Genomic DNA, 17,593 nt, shown 5'->3' with positions numbered 1-17,593 from the left:
TAACAGATTAGTTAAATAGTCAAGCCGGGCCCGACAAACGGACAACTTCGGACTTGGGCCGACAGCTGCTATGATCGGACCTGCGAACAGAACGGGGGTGTTCATCATGCCAAGGCTCCTTCCACATCAAGGCGACAAGAGGTTCTTGGTCTATGCCGGCACCGGCACGGACCTCATCTTCAACCAAGGGATCGACCTGCCGGGTTTTGCCTCCTTTCCGCTGCTGGAACAGGCCGACACCCGCGCTGTGCTGGCCGGGCAGATGCAGGCGCTCGTTCAGCTTGCGGGCGGGATGGGGCTGGGCTGCATCCTGGACGCACCCACCTGGATGGCCAACCCGGACCGTGCAGCACCGCTGGGCTATGACGTGGAGCGCCTGAAACATGTGAACCGGGATGCCGTGACCCTGATGGAGGAGCTGCGCCAGGCCGCAGGGCGTGATGACGTTCTTGTCTCCGCCTGTATCGGCCCACAACACGACCCCTATGCGGATGTTGCGCCCATGTCGGTCGAGGCCGCGCGGCGGTATCATGCCATGCAACTGTCCGCGCTCAAGGACACCAGCGTCGATCTGGTTACCGCCTACACGTTCAACCGGGTCAGCGAGGCGGCCGGCTGTGTCCTTGCCGCGCGGGACGTCGGCCTGCCGGTGGTGATGTCGCTGGTTGTGGAAACCGATGGGCGGCTGGCGGACGGGACGGGGCTGATTGATGCCATCGACCGGATTGATGCTGCAACCGGTGCAAGCGCGGCATTCTTCATGGTCAACTGCGCCCACCCCACGCATTTTGCTGGTGCTCTGGAGGGCCACCCGAGGCTGCAAGGCATCGTCGCGAATGCCTCAAGCTGTTCCCACGCCGAACTGGACGAGGCCGAAACGCTGGACGAGGGCAACCCGCAACAGCTTGGCCGTGAGATTGCCCAGATCATCCGGCAGAACCCGGACATACGGGTGTTCGGCGGGTGCTGCGGCACCGACATGCGCCATCTTGGCGCGATGGCGCAGGAGGTTGCAGACAGCCGCTGACGCCCTCCGCACGCCACGCAGCTCTCGCGGGCAAAGCCCGCTGTCGCCCTCCGCAAGCTACGCAGCTCTCGCGGGCAAAGCCCGCTGTCGCCCTCCGCAAGCTACGCAGCTCTCGCGGGCAAAGCCCGCTGTCGCCCTCCGCGCGTTTTGCCCCGCAAAACGCGCTACGCCCAACGCCGGACAAGCCGAAGGCGCGGACCGGGGGCGGGAGCGCTACGCCTGCTTGAACTCCGACCGCGCATAGCCCTGGATGAACAACAGGGCCGACAGATCCCCATGATTGATGCGGATCTCGCATTCCGCCGCCACCGAGGGTTTCGCATGCAGCGCCACACCGGCGCCCGCCAGGCCCAGCATGCCCAGATCATTGGCGCCGTCGCCCACGGCCATCACGTCGGCATGCTCCAGACCCAGCCGCGCGCTGATCTCTTCCAGCGCGGCCACTTTCGCTTCGCGGCCGAGGATCGGCTCACCCACGGTGCCATCCAGCTGCCCCTCCGCGATGTTCAGCGTATTGGCACGGTTCTCGTCGAACCCCAACTCGGCAGCGACCTTTGCCGTGAACGCCGTGAACCCGCCCGAGACCAGCGCCGCATAGGCCCCCGCCCCGCGCATGGTGGCCAGCAGCTCGCGCCCGCCCGGCATCAGGGTAATGCGCGTGGCTAGCACCTTTTCGATCACACCCGCATCCAGACCCTTCATCAACCCGACCCGCTCACGCAGCGCGCCCTCGAAGTCCAGCTCGCCATTCATCGCCCGCGCGGTAATGTCCTTGACCCGCTCACCCACGCCCGCCTCATCGGCCAGCTCGTCGATGCATTCCTGCTGGATCATGGTCGAATCCATATCCGCCAGCAGCATCTGTTTCACCCGGCCTGCGGTCTTCTGCACCACCAGGTCCACGCCCAGCCCCTGCAAATCTGCCCAGACGTCCCAGCGGTTGTCCGGCATCGCGCCCAGTGAGAACTCCGCCGCCTCATCCGGGCTCAGCCAGACCGCTTCACCGCCACCCCAGGCATTACGCAGGTTCTCGACCAGGGCGGCCTCCAGATTGCGGGCCTCGGGCGAGGTCAGAAGCGTGGCGGTATACATGGGCGGCTCTCCGGACTGCGTGACAATTTGCGCCCGCATAGAGCACGCCAGCCCCCTTAACGCCACCCCCTTGATGTGTTACCGCTAACGCATTCTTTGGAGGCGCATATGAAAGTCGGAATTGTTGGCGCGGGCCAGGTCGGGGCCTCGGCCGGATATGCCATCGCCCTCCTGGGCAAGGCGCGCGAGGTGGTGCTGGTGGATCTGGACCCCGCATTGGCGGTGGCTCAGGCCGAGGATATCTCCCACGCCCTGCCCTTCGCCGCGACCACCACGGTGACGGCCGGCGGCTATGACGCGCTGACGGGGTCCGAGGTGGTGATCATCGCCGCCGGTGTCAGTCAGAGGCCGGGCGAGACCCGGCTGGACCTGCTGACACGAAACGCCGAGGTCTTCCGCGACGTGACCGGCAAGGTTCTGACCCACGCGCCCGACGCCGTGCTGCTGATCGCTTCCAACCCGGTCGATATCATGACCGGCATCACCACGCGGCTGACCGGCCTGCCGCCGGGGCGGGTGATCGGCTCGGGCACGATCCTCGACACCGCTCGGTTCCGAGTCCTTCTGGGCCAGCACCTGAACATTGACGCGCGCTCGATCCACGCCTTCGTGCTGGGCGAACATGGCGACAGCGAGGTGCTCGCCTGGTCCTCCGCCCAGGTCGGCGCCGTGCCGCTGGAGGAAGCCGCCGTGCACCGCCGCGCGCCCCTGACCGACGCGGTCCAGGCCCGCATCGACGAAGGCGTGCGCCGCGCCGCCTACCGCATTATCGAGGGCAAGGGCGCGACCTATTATGGCATTGGCGCCGGTCTGGCCCGGCTGGTCGCCGCCATCGGAGGCGACGAACGCTCCGTGCACTCGGTGTCAATCATGACACCCGAGGTCGAGGGGGTCATGGACGTGCCCCTGTCGCTGCCCCGCATCCTGGGCAAGGGCGGGGTGCAGGGCGACCTGGTGCCCCATCTGAACCCGCAGGAACACGCGGCCCTGCGCGCCTCGGCCCAGCTTCTCAAGGACACGCTGGAGTCGGTTCCGCTTTAAGCCGGTATCAACCAATTTCGGTCATTCTACCTACGTGCCCCACATCGGGGAGACGAGGATAGAATGTCCCTGATCCGCTGGATTGCCCTTGGTATCCTGACTCTGTTGCCCCTCCCGGTGGCGTCCCAAGGCGTGTCGATCCTGCAAGCGTCGCTCTTTGGTGGCGGCCAACCCCTCCTGACCAGCGCCCAACCGATGCTGCCGACCGCCCAGCCGATGATCATCTCCGGCCAACCCTTGATCGAGGCGCGCGCCTCCGCGCCCGAAGACAGCGCGGGGAGGAGCGTGGCGAGCCTGTTCATCGGGCGCGCGGGATCGAGCCTGCTGGCCCCCTACCCCGCCCGCACCCGGCGCCCGCCCGAGGCCCCGCCGGTGGCGCGCACCGACATCATCGGCCCGCGCCGCGCGGCCACCCAGGCGGGCATGGTGCTGGACCTGATTGCCCAGGCCGAAGCAGGCCGCGCCGGTTACGACGCAGTGCAACACGGCGCCCGGCTGCGGCCCGCGAAACTTCCGACGCAGATGACCTTGCAGGAGGTCTATGACTGGATCGCCGCAACCCCCGGCCAGCCCCACGCCATCGGCCGGTATCAATTCATCCCCTCGACCCTGAAACGCCTGGTTGCCATCGTGGGCGCCCAGCCCACCGACCGCTTCAGCCCTGCGCTGCAGGACCGGCTGGCAGACCAGCTTCTGGCCGAAGCCGGGCTGCATCAGTTCCAGGCAGGCGAACTGCCCCGCCACGCCTTCATGAACAACCTCGCCAAGATCTGGGCCGGGCTGCCGAACTCCACCGGAAAATCGCATTACCACGGCTACGCGGGCAACCGCGCCACCATGACCTGGGCCCATTTCGACACGCAAATGGCGCGTATCTTTGCGGGCTAGGCCCCGGTCCATTCGTCACATCCCCGCCACGACGGGTTCCCGCATCCGGTCAAACATGCAACGCTCCCCCCTAACCATTCTGACAAAGGAGAGCCCCATGTCCTTAAGCGTCCCGCCTTATACCTGAGGCAGGGATAAGGTGGGGCGCCGCGCAACAGTTCAGCGTTGCGAGCGCCTCGCCAAAACCCTGTGCCTCAGTTTTTTGGCGTGACGCTTTGGTTGCCCAGCCTCATCACCCCCACCCCCGAAGAGGGCTATGCCCTGGCCATCAAACTGTCACGCATGGCGGTGAAGATGACCCAGCCTGATGACGACGTGCGCGCGGAGCTGCGTGCCGATTACGCGGGTGACGCCGACAGCCTGACCGCCGTCAGCCAAGTGGTGGCGACCAATTTCCAGACCGTCGCCCAGGCCAACAATTTCTGGCGGGGCTGACCGGCGCCCGTGCCTGACCGCGGCCTTGCGATGCTCTGATCGGAGGGCGGCCTCTACTGCGCCAAACGCGCCTTGGCGGCGGGGATGGCGAACTCGCTGACGACCTTCTGGGACGTCCGCCAGCCCTCCGGATCGTTGTAGTTGCCCGAGAAGACCGCAGCGACGAAATCCACGCCGGGCTCCACCGCAAGGCGCTGACCGCCATTGCCCAGCCCCAGGACGAACAGCCGATCCGGCGGCCCGGCCAGATACCACAGGTAGCCGTACCCGAAGCCCGGCTCCAGCCCGGCCCGGACGACAAAGGACTGTGCCAGCCATTCCGCAGGCACCACCTGTTGCCCGTCGAACTGCCCGTCCTGCGCCACCATGCGCCCGATCCGCGCGAGGTCCGGTGCGGTCAGGCGCAGGCCCGAGGCGGCAGAGGGCACGCCATCCGTGCCGCGCACCCATTCGAAATTTTCAATGCCCAGCGGGGCAAACAGATGGGCGCGGGCGAAGTCATCCAGCGCCATGCCGGACCCGTCTTCGATCAGCTTGCCCAACAGGGCCACCGCGCCGCCGCTATAGGTCCATTCCCGCCCCGGAGCCTGGACCACCGGGCGTGACAGGATGAAACGATACCGGTCCTCGGCCAGTTCCATCGCGATCTCGCTGTTGCGCGGGTCCGAATAGGGCAAGCTTTCATCCCATTCCATGCCCATGGTCATGGACAGGGCGTGTTCGATCAGGATCTCTTCACGCGCGGACCCGTCCATCAGATCCGCATAGTCCAGAAACTGCGCCAACAGCGGTTGATCAACCCCCGGAACCATCCCCTTGTCCAGCGCGATTCCGTAAAGCAGCCCAACCACGGATTTGGTCACCGAGCGCAGGTCGTGAAGTGTGTCCGGCCCGTGATCTCGTGGCCCAACCGGCATGCCCCAGCGTTCATCCTCCCCGGGAAAGTAGACCTCGGCCAGCTGCTCCCCCTGCAACGCGACCACAGTCGCGTGCAGCCCGGGCAACTCTCCGGCCTCGAAAGCGCGCGTCAGGCGGTCTTCAAGCGACGCGTCTTGCGCGTGGCCCACGCCCCCCAAACCCAGCGCCAAGAGCCCGGCGCAGAACGTGTTTTTCAAACAGGACATGGGCGAAACCTCATTCTTGAAAAAGAGGCCGGGTGGTCCGGCCTATGACATGCATGTGGGATACACCGGGGGCATTTCAACGAGGCGAAGGTGTTTGAGTTCGCTTTCAACCACGGCCCTTGGGGTTTCCGATCGGACACAAAAGCGACGCTTTCGCACCATGAAGGGGCGTTTTTCTGTCATTTTCCGACTTGTGCCCCCGCTTGCACCCCCGTATCTGCGTCTGTGGGACACCCCTCCCCAACGAGGGGCACATATCTGGAAGGGTATCATGACTGATATTCAAAAACCGGCAACGCGGCCGGCCAATCCGCGTTTTTCCTCTGGCCCCTGCGCCAAACCCCCCACCTGGACCCTGGATGCCCTGTCGGACGCCGCGCTTGGCCGTTCGCACCGTGCCGCTGTCGGCAAGGACAAGCTGAAGGCCGCCATTGAAGGCACCCGCGAGGTGCTGGGCATCCCCGCTGATTACAAGATTGGTATCGTGCCCGCCTCGGACACCGGGGCTGTCGAGATGGCGCTGTGGTCGCTGCTGGGTGCGCGTGGCGTGGAGATGCTGGCCTGGGAAAGCTTCGGCGCCGGTTGGGTCACCGATGTGACCAAGCAGTTGAAACTCGATGCCGTCACCAAGGTGGCTGACTATGGCGAGATCGTTGATCTGGCCTCGGTCGATTTCACCAATGACGTGGTCTTTACCTGGAACGGCACCACCTCGGGCGTGCGCGTGCCGAACGGCGACTGGATCCCGGCGGATCGTGAAGGCCTGACCATCTGCGACGCCACCTCCGCTGCGTTTGCCATGGACCTGCCCTGGGACAAGCTGGATGTGACCACCTTCTCCTGGCAGAAGGTGCTGGGCGGCGAAGCGGCCCACGGCATCCTGATCCTGAGCCCCCGCGCGGTGGAGCGTCTGGAAAGCTACACCCCCGCCTGGCCGCTGCCGAAGATCTTCCGCTTGACTAAGGGTGGTTCACCACCCGAAGGCGGCAAGCTGATCGAGGGTATCTTTACCGGTGCCACGATCAACACCCCGTCGATGCTGGCGGTCGAGGATTACCTGTTCGCGCTCGACTGGGCCCGTTCGGTCGGTGGGCTGGAGGGTCTGAAGGCCCGCGCCGATGCCAACACCGCCGCGGTCAGCGACTTCGTTGAGACCCATGACTGGATCGAGTTCCTGGCCGCCGACCCGGCGATCCGCTCGAACACGTCCGTGTGCGTCAAGTTCACCGACGCGCGCATCACCGATGGCGCGACCTTCGCCAAGGCCGTCGCCAAGCGGCTGGAAGCCGAGGGCGTGGCCCTGGACGTCGGCGCCTATCGCGACGCCCCCGCTGGTCTGCGCATCTGGTGTGGCGGCACGGTGGAAGCCGCCGACGTGGCCGCGCTGATGCCCTGGCTGAACTGGGCCTTCGAGGCCGAGATCGCCGCGCTGACGGAAGCCGCCTGAGCGCCTTCCAAAACGTTAAAACAGCCCCTCCGGACCCTTTAAAGACCTTAAAGAACGGGTCCGGACAGCCTTAACATCCTTAAAGACAGGAGCCGCACCATGGCCCCCAAAGTACTCGTCTCCGACAAGCTGTCGGAAACCGCCGTCCAGATCTTCCGCGACCGTGGCATCGAGGTCGACTTCGACCCGACCGTCGGCAAGGACAAGGACCGCCTGATGGAGATCATCGGCAACTATGACGGCCTTGCCATCCGCTCCGCCACCAAGGCGACCGAGACGCTGATCAACGCCGCCACCAACCTCAAGGTCATCGGCCGCGCGGGCATCGGCACCGACAACGTGGACAAGGTTGCCGCCTCGAAAAAGGGTGTGATCGTCATGAACACCCCCTTCGGCAACATGATCACCACCGCCGAACACGCCATCGCGATGATGTTCGCCGTGGCGCGCCAGATCCCCGAGGCCTCGACCTCGACCCATGCGGGCAAGTGGGAAAAGTCCAAGTTCATGGGCACCGAGCTGACCGGCAAGGTTCTGGGCGTCATCGGTGCGGGCAACATCGGCGGCATCGTCTGTGACCGCGCCGTTGGCCTGAAAATGAAGGTCGTCGCCTTCGACCCGTTCCTGTCGGACGAGAAAGCCGCCAAGATGGGCGTCGAGAAGGTCGAGCTGGACGAGCTGCTGACCCGCGCCGATTTCATCACCCTGCACGTGCCGCTGATCGATTCGACTCGCAACATCCTGTCGCGCGAGAACCTGGCCAAGACCAAGAAGGGCGTGCGCATCATCAACTGTGCCCGCGGTGGCCTGGTCGATGAGGAAGCCCTGGCCGAGATGCTGCAATCGGGCCATGTGGCCGGCGCGGCTTTCGACGTCTTCTCGGTCGAACCGGCCAAGGAAAACCCGCTCTTCGATCTGCCCAACGTGGTCTGCACCCCGCACCTGGGCGCCGCCACCACCGAGGCGCAGGAAAACGTCGCGCTGCAGGTGGCCGAGCAGATGTCGGACTACCTGCTGACCGGCGCCGTGACCAACGCGCTGAACATGCCCTCGGTCACCGCCGAGGAAGCCAAGGTCATGGGCCCCTGGATCAAGCTGGCCGAGCATCTGGGCGCCTTCGTCGGCCAACTGACCGACGAGCCGATCAAGGCGGTAAACATCACCTATGACGGTGTCGTGGCCGAGATGAACCTGAAAGCGCTGGACTGTGCCGCCACTGCCGGTCTGATCAAGCCGCAGATCCCGGACGTCAACATGGTCTCGGCCCCCGTCGTGGCCGCCGACCGTGGCATCAAGATCTCGACCACCACGCAGCCGAAGTCGGGCTCCTTCGACGGCTATATCAAGCTGACCGTGGTGACCGACAAGCGGGAGCGCTCGATCGCCGGGACCGTCTTCTCGGACGGCAAGCCGCGCTTCATCCAGATCAAGGGCATCAATATCGACGCCGAGATCGGCAACCACATGCTCTACACCACCAATGACGACATCCCGGGCATCATCGGGGCCCTGGGCGCGACCATGGGCAGCCACGGCGTGAACATTGCGAACTTTACCCTGGGTCGGAACGAGGTCGGCGGCGACGCGATTGCTCTGCTCTACGTGGACAACCCGATCCCGGCAGACGTGCTGCAGGCGCTGTGCGACACCGGCCTGTTCCACTCGGTCAGCCCGATGGCGTTTGACATCTAACCGCACGGTTCGGGCCTGCCCGAACCGGCACCCGGCCGAGGCTGGACGCTTGTTTTCAGAGTTGAGACGCCCCGGTGGAAACGCCGGGGCTTTTCTTTTTCTGCCCGCGGGTTAGGGTGCCCGCAACACAGGAGAGACCCCATGCGCGCCTATGCGATCGGAGATATTCACGGCCACCTTGGCAAGCTGGAGCTGGCCCATGCGTTGATTGCCGAGGACCGCGCGCGTTGTGGCGACACGGAGGCGCCGATCGTGCATGTGGGCGACCTGGTGGACCGCGGGCCGGACAGCCGCGGGGTGATCCAGTATTTGTTGGACGGCCAGGTGCGGGGCGAGAACTGGGTGGTGCTGAAGGGCAACCACGACCGCATGGCGGCGCTGTTCCTGCGCGACTATCCAATGGCGGATGACCAGCTTCTGCTCGACAGCAGCTGGTTTCACCCCGCAGTGGGCGGGATCGAGACGTTGGAAAGCTACGGCATCGACTTTCCCGAATTTGCGCGCACCTATCAGATCCACGCCAAGGCGATGGAGGCGGTCCCGCCGGTCCACCGCCGTTACCTCGACGACCTGCCGGCAATGTATCGCATGGGCGATCTGTGTTTCGTCCACGCCGGTATCCGCCCCGGTGTGCCCCTGGAAGAGCAGACCGAAGATGACCTCCTGTGGATCCGCAAGGAATTCCACATCGACCCGACCGACCACGGCCCGCTGATCGTGCATGGCCACACGCCGGTGGATGAGGTCACGCATTACGGCAACCGCCTGAACCTCGACACCGGGGCGGCCTATGGCGATGCGCTGTCCGCCGTGGTGATCGAAGGGCGCGAGGCGTGGCTCTTAACGCATGAAGGGCGCAAGCTGGTCAAACGGGATTATTCTGCCGCGTAGGCTTCGCGCGCCGCGCTGACTTCGCCATGACGCTCCGCCGCCCAGGTGAACAGCGGCACGAGGTGGCCGAACAGCTCCGACCCCATGTCGGTCAGCTGATAGGTCACCGACACCGGCGGTCCCGGATCGACGGTGCGGATCAAATAGCCGTCCCGTTCCATCTTGCGCAGGTTCTCGGTCAGCACCCGCTGGGTGATGTCCCCGACAGAGCGTTTCAGCGCGCCGAACCGCAGCGGGCCCTCGTCCAGTGCGCAGAGGATCAGCATCTGCCATTTGCCCGTGACCTGCGACAAAACCTGCCGGACCGGGCAGTTCGCGGCCTCTTCCTTCGTCAGTGCAGTTACCTTGACCATACCTGGTTCCCAAATAGTGCGTAATTGATACCTGGTTCCTTTTTAATACTTAATGCAGCACGGAACAATACTTGATTCGAAAGGACATCCCATGAGCCCCACTGAAACCGTTCTTGCCGCTGTCACCGCCCTGTTCGTCGACTTCGACCCCGAGGCCGCCGGCAAGCTGATGAAAGAGGACTATATCCAGCACAACCCCGCCGTTCCCACCGGCGCCGCGCCGATCCTGGGCTTCCTCCCGGCGCTGAAGGAAAGCGGCCTCAGCCCCACCGTGCATCGTGTCATTTCCGAGGGCGACCTGGTGGTGCTGCATGTCACTTACGAAAACGCCCAGGCCTTCGGCGCCGAGACGCAGGTCGCCTTCGACATCTTCCGCGTGGAAGATGGTAAGGTGGCCGAACATTGGGACAACCTGCAACCGGCGGTCCCGGCGGATCAAACCCCATCCGGCAATTCCATGACCGACGGGGCGACCGAGATCACCGACCGCGACAAGACCGCCGAGAACAAGGCACTGGTCGAAGCGTTTGTGGCGGATGTGCTGCATGGCAAGGCGCCGGAGAAGATCACCGACTATGTCTCGACCGAGACCTATATCCAGCACAACCCGATGGTCGGGAACGGGCTGGATGGGCTGGGCGCCGCGATGGCCGCGATGGCGGAGGCCGGGCAGGCGATGGCTTATACCGATACGCATATGGTGGTGGCCGAGGGCAATTTCGTCTTTACCGCCTCCGAAGGCACGCTGGGAACGCAGCACACCGCCTTCTTCGACTTGTTCCGGGTGGAGGACGGCAAGATCGTTGAACACTGGGACACGATTTCCGAGATCCCGGCCGAAATGGCCCATGGGAACGGCAAGTTCTGAGCAACTGTCAGCCAACAAAAAGCCCCGGTGTTTCCACCGGGGCTTTCGATTGTCGGAACACACACACCCAGACTTGGCCGGGTGCAGGTTCGGCAGGGCCGAACCTTAGGCGTCTTCGTCTTTTTTCTTCTTCTCGGCGACGATCTCTTCACCGGTCTCCTGGTCGACGACTTTCATCGACAGGCGCACCTTGCCGCGATCGTCGAAGCCCAGCAGCTTGACTTTCACTTCCTGGCCTTCCTTCAGAACGTCCGAGGGGTGGTTCAGGCGGCGGTTTTCGATCTGGCTGACGTGCACCAGGCCGTCGCGCTTGCCGAAGAAGTTCACGAAGGCGCCGAAGTCGACGATCTTCACGACCTTGCCGTTGTAGATCGCGCCTTCTTCCGGCTCGGCCACGATCGCGTGGATCATGTCATAGGCCTTCTGGATCGAGTCATTGTTCGGCGAGGCGATCTTGATCACGCCATCGTCGTTGATGTCGACCTTGGCGCCCGACACTTCGACGATCTCGCGGATGACCTTGCCGCCCGAACCGATCACTTCACGGATCTTGTCGGTCGGGATGTTCATGGTCTCGATACGCGGGGCGTGGGCCGAAAACTCCGAGCGGCCTTCGGTCAGCGCCTTGGACATTTCGCCCAGGATGTGCATCCGGCCGTCCTTGGCCTGGGCCAGGGCTTTTTCCATGATCTCAGGGGTGATGCCCGCGACCTTGATGTCCATTTGCAGCGAAGTGATGCCGTTTTCGGTACCCGCCACCTTGAAGTCCATGTCGCCCAGGTGGTCTTCGTCACCCAGGATGTCCGACAGAACCGCGTAGGAGCCGTCGTCTTCCAGGATCAGACCCATGGCCACACCGGCCACCGGGGCCTTCAGCGGCACGGCGGCGTCCATCATCGACAGCGAGCTGCCGCAGACGGTGGCCATCGAGGAGGAACCGTTCGACTCGGTGATCTCCGACACCAGGCGAATGGTGTAGGGGAAGTCGGTCGCGGCGGGCAGGACGGCCTGCAGCGCACGCCAGGCCAGCTTGCCGTGGCCGATCTCACGACGACCCGGAGGGCCGAAACGGCCAACCTCACCGACCGAGTACGGCGGGAAGTTGTAGTGCAGCAGGAAGTTCGACTTGTAGGTGCCGGTCAGCGCGTCAATCATCTGTTCGTCGTCGCCAGTGCCCAGGGTGGTCACGACCAGGCCCTGGGTTTCGCCACGGGTGAACAGGGCCGAACCGTGGGTGCGGGGCAGCATGCCGACGGTGCTGTCGATGCCACGGATCTGGTCCAGCGCGCGGCCGTCGATACGCTTGCCCGACTTGACCACGTCGCCGCGCAGAACGGTGCTTTCCAGTTTTTTCAGGGCCGAACCCAGGTTCTCGTCTGCCAGCTGCTCTTCCGACAGGGCGTCCTTGATGGCGTCCTTGGCGGCGGCGACGGCGGCAACGCGTTCCTGCTTGTCGGTGATGGCATAGGCGGCACGCACCTTGTCTTCACCGGCGGCTTTCACGGCGGCGAACAGCTCGCTGTAATCGGCGGGCTGGAAGTCGAACGGATCCTTGGCGGCCTCTTCGGCCAGCTCGATGATCAGGTCGATGACCGGCTGAATCTGCTCATGCGCGAAGTTTACGGCGCCCAGCATCTCGGCTTCCGACAGCTCGTAGGCTTCGGATTCCACCATCATCACGGCATCCTTGGTCCCGGCAACCACCAGGTCCAGACGCTGATCGGGGTTGTTGCGCAGGTCGTGCATCTCGTCGCAGGTCGGGTTCAGGATGTATTCGCCATCCTCGTAACCGACGCGGGCACCGGCGATCGGGCCCATGAAGGGTGCGCCCGACAGGGTCAGCGCGGCCGAGGCGGCGATCATCGCGACGATGTCCGGGTCATTGACCAGGTCGTGCGACAGCACGGTGCAGATCACCAGCACTTCGTTCTTGAAGCCGGGGACGAACAGCGGGCGGATCGGACGGTCGATCAGGCGCGAGGTCAGCGTCTCTTTCTCGGTCGGACGCGCTTCGCGCTTGAAGAAGCCACCGGGGATCTTGCCGGCAGCATAGTATTTCTCGTTGTAGTGAACCGTCAGCGGGAAGAAGTCCTGACCGGGCTTCTGTTCCTTGGCGAAGGTCACGTTGGCCATGACGGAAGTCTCGCCCAGGGTGGCGATGACCGAGCCGTCGGCCTGACGGGCAACCTTGCCCGTTTCCAGCGTGAGCGTCTCTTCGCCCCACTGCATGGATTTTTTCGTCTCGTTGAACATATGTCGTATCCTAGATGGGAGCACTCGCGGGCCCTCCCGCGTCTCCCGTTTGCATGACGGCCCCATTGCCGCCGACCCCTCTTATATCCTTTTCACGGTGCCGGGGTCCGGGCACCACGTCTCAGATGGGCGGGCCATACAGGATTTTCACGCCCTTATAAAGCGAAAAGGTTCGCCCGGGTCGGCGGGTGGGCGTCGCGACCCTGTGACAAGCCGTGTTTTGCCCGCAGGGGGCGGTCGCCCCTATGGTGGCGTCATGAAACACCTGTTTGCCCCGCTGCTGTTGCTTGCGCTGTTGCTGACCACCCCGGTCCGGGCGGAACCGGTGCGCTATGAGCTGGATCGCGCGCGGTCGATGGCCGGGTTCGTGGTCGAAACCTCGCAGCAGGAAATCACCGGCAGCTTCCCGATCCTGGAGGCCGAGGTGCTGCTGGACTTCGAGCGCAACCGCGACAGCCGGATCCGGGTCAGCGTGGATGCCGCCCGCGCGCGGACCAACCTGCCCTTTGCCAGCCAGGCCATTCGCAGCCGGGACATGCTGAACACGGAGCGGTTTCCGGTGATGACCTTCGAAAGCCGCGCGCTGCGCATTGCACGAACCTCGGCGGTGCTGAGCGGCGACATGAAGATCCGCGGCGTGACCCATCCGGTGAACCTGGATGCCCAGGTATTTCGCCAGCGCGGCACGGATCCGGGTGATCTGTCACGCCTGGCGGTGCATGTGACCGGGACCGTCCGACGCAGCGATTTCGGGGTCACCGGCCTGCCGAACATGGTTGACGAGGAAATCCGGCTGAACATCATCGTGCGATTGGATCGCGACGACGGCTAAACCACCTTTACCGCAAAGAAAAAGGCCACTGCGCGGTGCAGCGGCCTTTCCAGTAGATGGGATGCGTCGGCCCCAGGGGCTTAGCGACGCAGGCCCAGGCGCTTGATCAGGTCCTGGTAACGGGCCTCGTCCTTGCGCTTCACGTAGTCCAGCAGCTTGCGGCGCTGGGCAACCATCTTCAGAAGGCCACGGCGGCCGTGGTTGTCCTTCTTGTGGGTCTTGAAGTGCTCGGTCAGGGTCGCGATGCGCGACGACAGGATGGCAACCTGGACTTCGGGCGAACCGGTGTCGCCTTCCGTGGTGCCGAATTCCTTGATCAGGCGGGTCTTTTCTTCAACAGTGATCGACATCGGGGTCTCCTTACGGTTTGAGTTTCGGGCGCAGGCCGGGATGTCGTCCAGCCAGGTCCATGGAGGCCGCCGGAGCCCAGGGGAATCCGGCGGATGGGCGCATATAGGGCAGATTGCGGCAGAAAGCAAAGGGATTCGGCATGGCCGGGCGATTCCCCCGCGCGCGCCGCACACAGGGCGGAACTGCCGCAAAGACTGTTCTCGAAGCCAGAACAGTACACCGTCAATTTGACGCACTGTTGTCTAAAATTTCGGATATTTACCAGAAGCTTGCCCCTCCCGGTCTACGCTGCTAGTTCTCGCAACGGTTGATTAAGACTTTCGGAGGGGATCATGGGTGGTCTGTTTCTTTTGTTCGGCATGCTGGCAGCCGGGCTAGCGCTGGATGCGTCCAGCGGTTCGGACAGTGTGGACACCGATCCCGCGCCAGAGCCGGAACCCCAGCCCGACCCGCAACCGGATCCGGGGCCGGATCCGGGGCCGGGCAACGGCATTCAAGAGTTCGGCACCGCTGGCTCGGACACCCTGAATGGCTCCATCCGAGACGACAGCATCGAAGCGGACAGCGGGGACGATCTGCTGTTCGGCTTTGACGGAGATGACTACTTGCATGGCGGTCCGGGCGCTGACCGAATTGACGGAGGCGAAGGGGACGATCGCCTGCATGGCGGCTCCGGGGATGACTATATCGAGGCCGGAAACGGCAGCGACCGGGCCTATGGCGGCACCGGCGCGGATGAGATCATCGGTGTGGGCGGCGACGACCGGCTGTTCGGCGGTTCGGGGAATGACCAGCTCTGGGGTGACAGTGGCAACGATGAACTGCACGGTGAGGCGGGCGAGGACCAGCTTGTGGGCGGCCTGGGCCATGACACGCTTGTCGGGGGCACTGGCAATGACATCCTGGCCGGAAACGCGGATGCCGACGTCCTGCTGGGCGGCGAAGGGAACGACCTGATCTATGGATCTTCCGGTCTTACCAATGCCTTGTCGCGCACCGACCTTGATGTCGGCGATCAGGTTGATGGTGGCGAAGGGAACGACACCCTTGTCCTTGGCAATGACGATATTGCGCGGGGCGGCAGCGGTGCCGATGACTTCATCCTTGGGCGCTGGGTTGCGGACGGGCACGCCAGCACGATCCTCGATTTCGACGAAACTGAGGACGAGATCGTGGTCATCTATGACACGGTGCTGGACGCCAATCCGCAGCTGACAACCACCATCGGCCCCGATGGCACGCAGATCTTCCTGAACGGCGAGATGATCGCCGAAGTGGAAAACGCCGCGCTGGACCCGGTGGAGATCACACTGCGCGGGTTGCAGCTGCCGAATTGACCTGGGTCGCCTTGACGCTCAAATATCCTGCCCGGTGTTCAGCTGATCAATGATCTGCTGTGCCCAGTCGCCCAGCACCGGGATGAAGTCGATCGAGCCGAGCATGCGGATCACAAAAGCCACCAGGATCGTCGCGCCCAGGACCGAGCCGAGACCGAAGGCCAGACCGCGGTAGAGCTGGAACAGGCCGAGCTTCCACAGGCTGTCGTGCAGGCGGATGAAACGATGTGCGTTCATCTGCGCCACCTCGTCGCGCAGCGCGCGGACCTCGGCGGTCAGATCGGGGCTACTGCGTTCGCCTTCGCTCTCCTGAACCATCTTGCCCCCGTTAAGGATTTAACAACCCTCTGTTTACATTGAATTGTTCCCAGAATACGTTCGGGGAAGTGTGCGATCTCGCCTATTATCCTAAGAGGTGAGATTGGGTGTTACAAGGTGGGTGCCATGCTGTATGGCTTGCTTCTTCTGGGGCTGCTGCCCCTGCTATTCATGACAGATTTGTTCGGCGGTGACGACGACACGGATACCGGGGGTTCCGAGGCCGGGGATGACACCGGTGTTGATGACACGGGTGATCCGCTTCCGACCGAAGATACGGGCGATATGCTTGACCTGTTGGATGCGGTGGGAACGGTTGACGGAACCACAGATGGGCCGGTGGCGCCCGTTTCGGAACATCCGGGCGAAGCGGAGCAATCCGACGATCCGGACGATCCGGACAATACGGTCCTGACACCGATCGACGAGGATGACGAGGAACCGCCGGAGCCCGGCGATCCGATTGATCCCGAGGACGTGCTGACCCCGACCGATCCGGATGACGAAGAGCCCGGCCCGACCGATCCGGTCGATCCCGAAGATGTGCTCGACCCGATTGACGAGCCCGACGAGGGGCTGCCGGTCGATGGCACTCTGGTCGAGCAGGCCGTGCAGCGTGACGGTGATGCAGTGGCAGGCTTGGATGATTTCGAGCGGCTACTGGACGACACGGTGGATGTCGAAGGCACCGAGGGCGACGACGTGATCGTGGCCGAGGATGACGGCGACCCGGACACCGGCGAGGGCGAGCTGGACCTGTGGGACGGCACGCCGCTGATCGAGACACCGGGCGAGTTGAACGTGGTCGATGGCGGCACGGGCGACGACCAGATCACCACCGGCGACGAGGCGGGCTATGCCTTCGGCGGCGAGGGGGATGACCAGATCACCGTGGGTGACGGCGCCACAGCGGCCTTCGGCGGCGACGGGGACGATGTGCTGACCGGCGGGGGGAGCGATTCCTATCTGGACGGCGGCGCGGGCGATGACGTGATCCAGGGCGGCGACGGGGATGAAATCCTCAAGGGCGGCGTGCATGTCGCCGACTCCGATGAAAGCGACGATGACGTAATCGACGGCGGGGCCGGCGACGATGATATCAGCGGCGGCGACGGGGCCGACACCCTGTCGGGCGGCGAGGGCGACGACGTGATCGACCACAACGGCCTGGCCAGCGAAGAGGATGGATCAGAGCGCTTTGCCTTCACCGATCACCTCGACGGTGACGCGGATGTGCTGGATGGCGGCACGGGCAATGACACGATCATCATGGACCTTCATGACGAGGCCACCGGTGGCGAGGGCAATGACACATTCTGGCTCTATGCCGATGACGAGGTGGCGGAATATGCCGAGGTGACGGATTTCGTGCCGGGCGAGGATTTCCTGCGCATCGAGCTCAATCCGAACACGACCTATGGCGATATCATCCTCGAAGTACAGCCCTCGGCGGATGGCGAGGACGGCGAGGTCATCGTGAACGGTCAGCTGGTTGCGCTGCTTCAGGGCATGCCGGAGGCCAGCAGTTCGGACGTCTATGTCTCGGTGCGCGAGGACGTGTTCCGCTAAGCCCCGGACCCGCGCCGCAGGCGCGGGCCACGCCCAACGGGATGAGGCCCGTCAGGGCCGAAGACGGGCGGGAGC

17 protein-coding genes are annotated in these 17,593 nt (G+C 64.2%); 11 read left to right on the top strand and 6 right to left on the bottom strand.

What is annotated here, in order from left to right:
* Window positions 1–145: 145 nt before the first annotated feature.
* Entirely contained in the window at window positions 146–1,027 is an 882-nt protein-coding gene (locus tag ACO07D_RS08570; protein ID WP_421702533.1) for a homocysteine S-methyltransferase family protein, read from the top strand.
* Window positions 1,028–1,240: 213 nt separating this feature from the next.
* Here ACO07D_RS08570 and serB read toward each other — a convergent pair whose 3' ends face one another.
* Window positions 1,241–2,119, bottom strand: a complete 879-nt coding sequence (gene serB / locus ACO07D_RS08565) for a phosphoserine phosphatase SerB (RefSeq protein WP_421702532.1) — start codon at window positions 2,117–2,119, stop codon at window positions 1,241–1,243.
* 108 nt (window positions 2,120–2,227) lie between these two features.
* Between serB and ACO07D_RS08560 the strand changes: the two genes are divergently transcribed.
* The 3 genes from ACO07D_RS08560 to ACO07D_RS08550 all read left to right on the top strand — a co-directional run bounded on the left by ACO07D_RS08560 (window position 2,228) and on the right by ACO07D_RS08550 (window position 4,483).
* On the top strand, window positions 2,228–3,160 hold the full coding sequence (locus ACO07D_RS08560; RefSeq protein ID WP_421702531.1) for an L-lactate dehydrogenase: 933 nt from the start codon (window positions 2,228–2,230) through the stop codon (window positions 3,158–3,160).
* A gap of 63 nt (window positions 3,161–3,223) precedes the next feature.
* Window positions 3,224–4,048, top strand: coding sequence for a hypothetical protein (locus ACO07D_RS08555; protein WP_421702530.1), 825 nt, complete (start codon window positions 3,224–3,226; stop codon window positions 4,046–4,048).
* 207 nt (window positions 4,049–4,255) lie between these two features.
* On the top strand, window positions 4,256–4,483 hold the full coding sequence (locus tag ACO07D_RS08550; RefSeq protein ID WP_421702529.1) for a hexameric tyrosine-coordinated heme protein: 228 nt from the start codon (window positions 4,256–4,258) through the stop codon (window positions 4,481–4,483).
* A 53-nt stretch (window positions 4,484–4,536) separates the two neighbouring features.
* Here the strand turns inward: ACO07D_RS08550 and ACO07D_RS08545 are convergent, their stop codons facing one another.
* Window positions 4,537–5,607 (bottom strand): serine hydrolase domain-containing protein, encoded by a 1,071-nt coding sequence (locus ACO07D_RS08545; protein WP_421702528.1) that lies wholly within the window; start codon window positions 5,605–5,607, stop codon window positions 4,537–4,539.
* A 271-nt stretch (window positions 5,608–5,878) separates the two neighbouring features.
* Between ACO07D_RS08545 and ACO07D_RS08540 the strand changes: the two genes are divergently transcribed.
* The 3 genes from ACO07D_RS08540 to ACO07D_RS08530 all read left to right on the top strand — a co-directional run bounded on the left by ACO07D_RS08540 (window position 5,879) and on the right by ACO07D_RS08530 (window position 9,637).
* The gene (locus tag ACO07D_RS08540) at window positions 5,879–7,054 is read left to right on the top strand and encodes a phosphoserine transaminase (RefSeq protein WP_421702527.1); all 1,176 of its coding nucleotides are present in this window, start codon (window positions 5,879–5,881) and stop codon (window positions 7,052–7,054) included.
* A 99-nt stretch (window positions 7,055–7,153) separates the two neighbouring features.
* Window positions 7,154–8,746, top strand: a complete 1,593-nt coding sequence (gene serA, locus ACO07D_RS08535) for a phosphoglycerate dehydrogenase (RefSeq protein WP_421702526.1) — start codon at window positions 7,154–7,156, stop codon at window positions 8,744–8,746.
* Window positions 8,747–8,887: 141 nt separating this feature from the next.
* Window positions 8,888–9,637 carry a metallophosphoesterase gene (locus ACO07D_RS08530; RefSeq protein ID WP_421702525.1) on the top strand — a complete coding sequence of 250 codons (750 nt, stop codon included), beginning with the start codon at window positions 8,888–8,890 and terminating at the stop codon, window positions 9,635–9,637.
* Here ACO07D_RS08530 and ACO07D_RS08525 read toward each other — a convergent pair.
* Entirely contained in the window at window positions 9,622–9,990 is a 369-nt protein-coding gene (locus tag ACO07D_RS08525; protein ID WP_421702524.1) for a winged helix-turn-helix transcriptional regulator, read from the bottom strand. The two genes, ACO07D_RS08530 and ACO07D_RS08525, sit on opposite strands and share 16 nt — an antisense overlap.
* A gap of 91 nt (window positions 9,991–10,081) precedes the next feature.
* Between ACO07D_RS08525 and ACO07D_RS08520 the strand changes: the two genes are divergently transcribed.
* Entirely contained in the window at window positions 10,082–10,858 is a 777-nt protein-coding gene (locus ACO07D_RS08520) for a nuclear transport factor 2 family protein (RefSeq protein WP_421702523.1), read from the top strand.
* A gap of 105 nt (window positions 10,859–10,963) precedes the next feature.
* Here the strand turns inward: ACO07D_RS08520 and pnp are convergent, their stop codons facing one another.
* The gene (gene pnp, locus ACO07D_RS08515) at window positions 10,964–13,111 is read right to left on the bottom strand and encodes a polyribonucleotide nucleotidyltransferase (RefSeq protein ID WP_421702522.1); all 2,148 of its coding nucleotides are present in this window, start codon (window positions 13,109–13,111) and stop codon (window positions 10,964–10,966) included.
* A gap of 256 nt (window positions 13,112–13,367) precedes the next feature.
* Here pnp and ACO07D_RS08510 point away from each other — a divergent pair, with 256 nt between their 5' ends.
* Window positions 13,368–13,943 (top strand): YceI family protein, encoded by a 576-nt coding sequence (locus ACO07D_RS08510; RefSeq protein ID WP_421702521.1) that lies wholly within the window; start codon window positions 13,368–13,370, stop codon window positions 13,941–13,943.
* A gap of 80 nt (window positions 13,944–14,023) precedes the next feature.
* On the opposite strand, the gene rpsO is transcribed toward ACO07D_RS08510, so the two are convergent.
* The gene (gene rpsO / locus ACO07D_RS08505) at window positions 14,024–14,293 is read right to left on the bottom strand and encodes a 30S ribosomal protein S15 (protein ID WP_421702520.1); all 270 of its coding nucleotides are present in this window, start codon (window positions 14,291–14,293) and stop codon (window positions 14,024–14,026) included.
* 333 nt (window positions 14,294–14,626) lie between these two features.
* On the opposite strand from rpsO, the gene ACO07D_RS08500 reads away from it, so the two are divergent.
* A complete protein-coding gene (locus ACO07D_RS08500; RefSeq protein ID WP_421702519.1) occupies window positions 14,627–15,631 on the top strand; it encodes a calcium-binding protein in 1,005 nt (334 codons plus the stop codon).
* Between the two features lie 18 nt (window positions 15,632–15,649).
* Here the strand turns inward: ACO07D_RS08500 and ACO07D_RS08495 are convergent, their stop codons facing one another.
* Window positions 15,650–15,949, bottom strand: coding sequence for a DUF5665 domain-containing protein (locus ACO07D_RS08495; protein WP_421702518.1), 300 nt, complete (start codon window positions 15,947–15,949; stop codon window positions 15,650–15,652).
* 126 nt (window positions 15,950–16,075) lie between these two features.
* Between ACO07D_RS08495 and ACO07D_RS08490 the strand changes: the two genes are divergently transcribed.
* A complete protein-coding gene (locus ACO07D_RS08490) occupies window positions 16,076–17,518 on the top strand; it encodes a calcium-binding protein (protein ID WP_421702517.1) in 1,443 nt (480 codons plus the stop codon).
* The last annotated feature ends 75 nt before the right edge of the window (window positions 17,519–17,593 follow it).

It is taken from the genome of Aliiroseovarius sp. (genome assembly GCF_965228805.1).
Classification (GTDB): Bacteria; Pseudomonadota; Alphaproteobacteria; order Rhodobacterales; family Rhodobacteraceae; genus JASBTN01.
The sequence above is the reverse complement of the archived record's forward strand: the minus strand, read 5'-3'. Positions and strand labels throughout refer to the sequence as shown.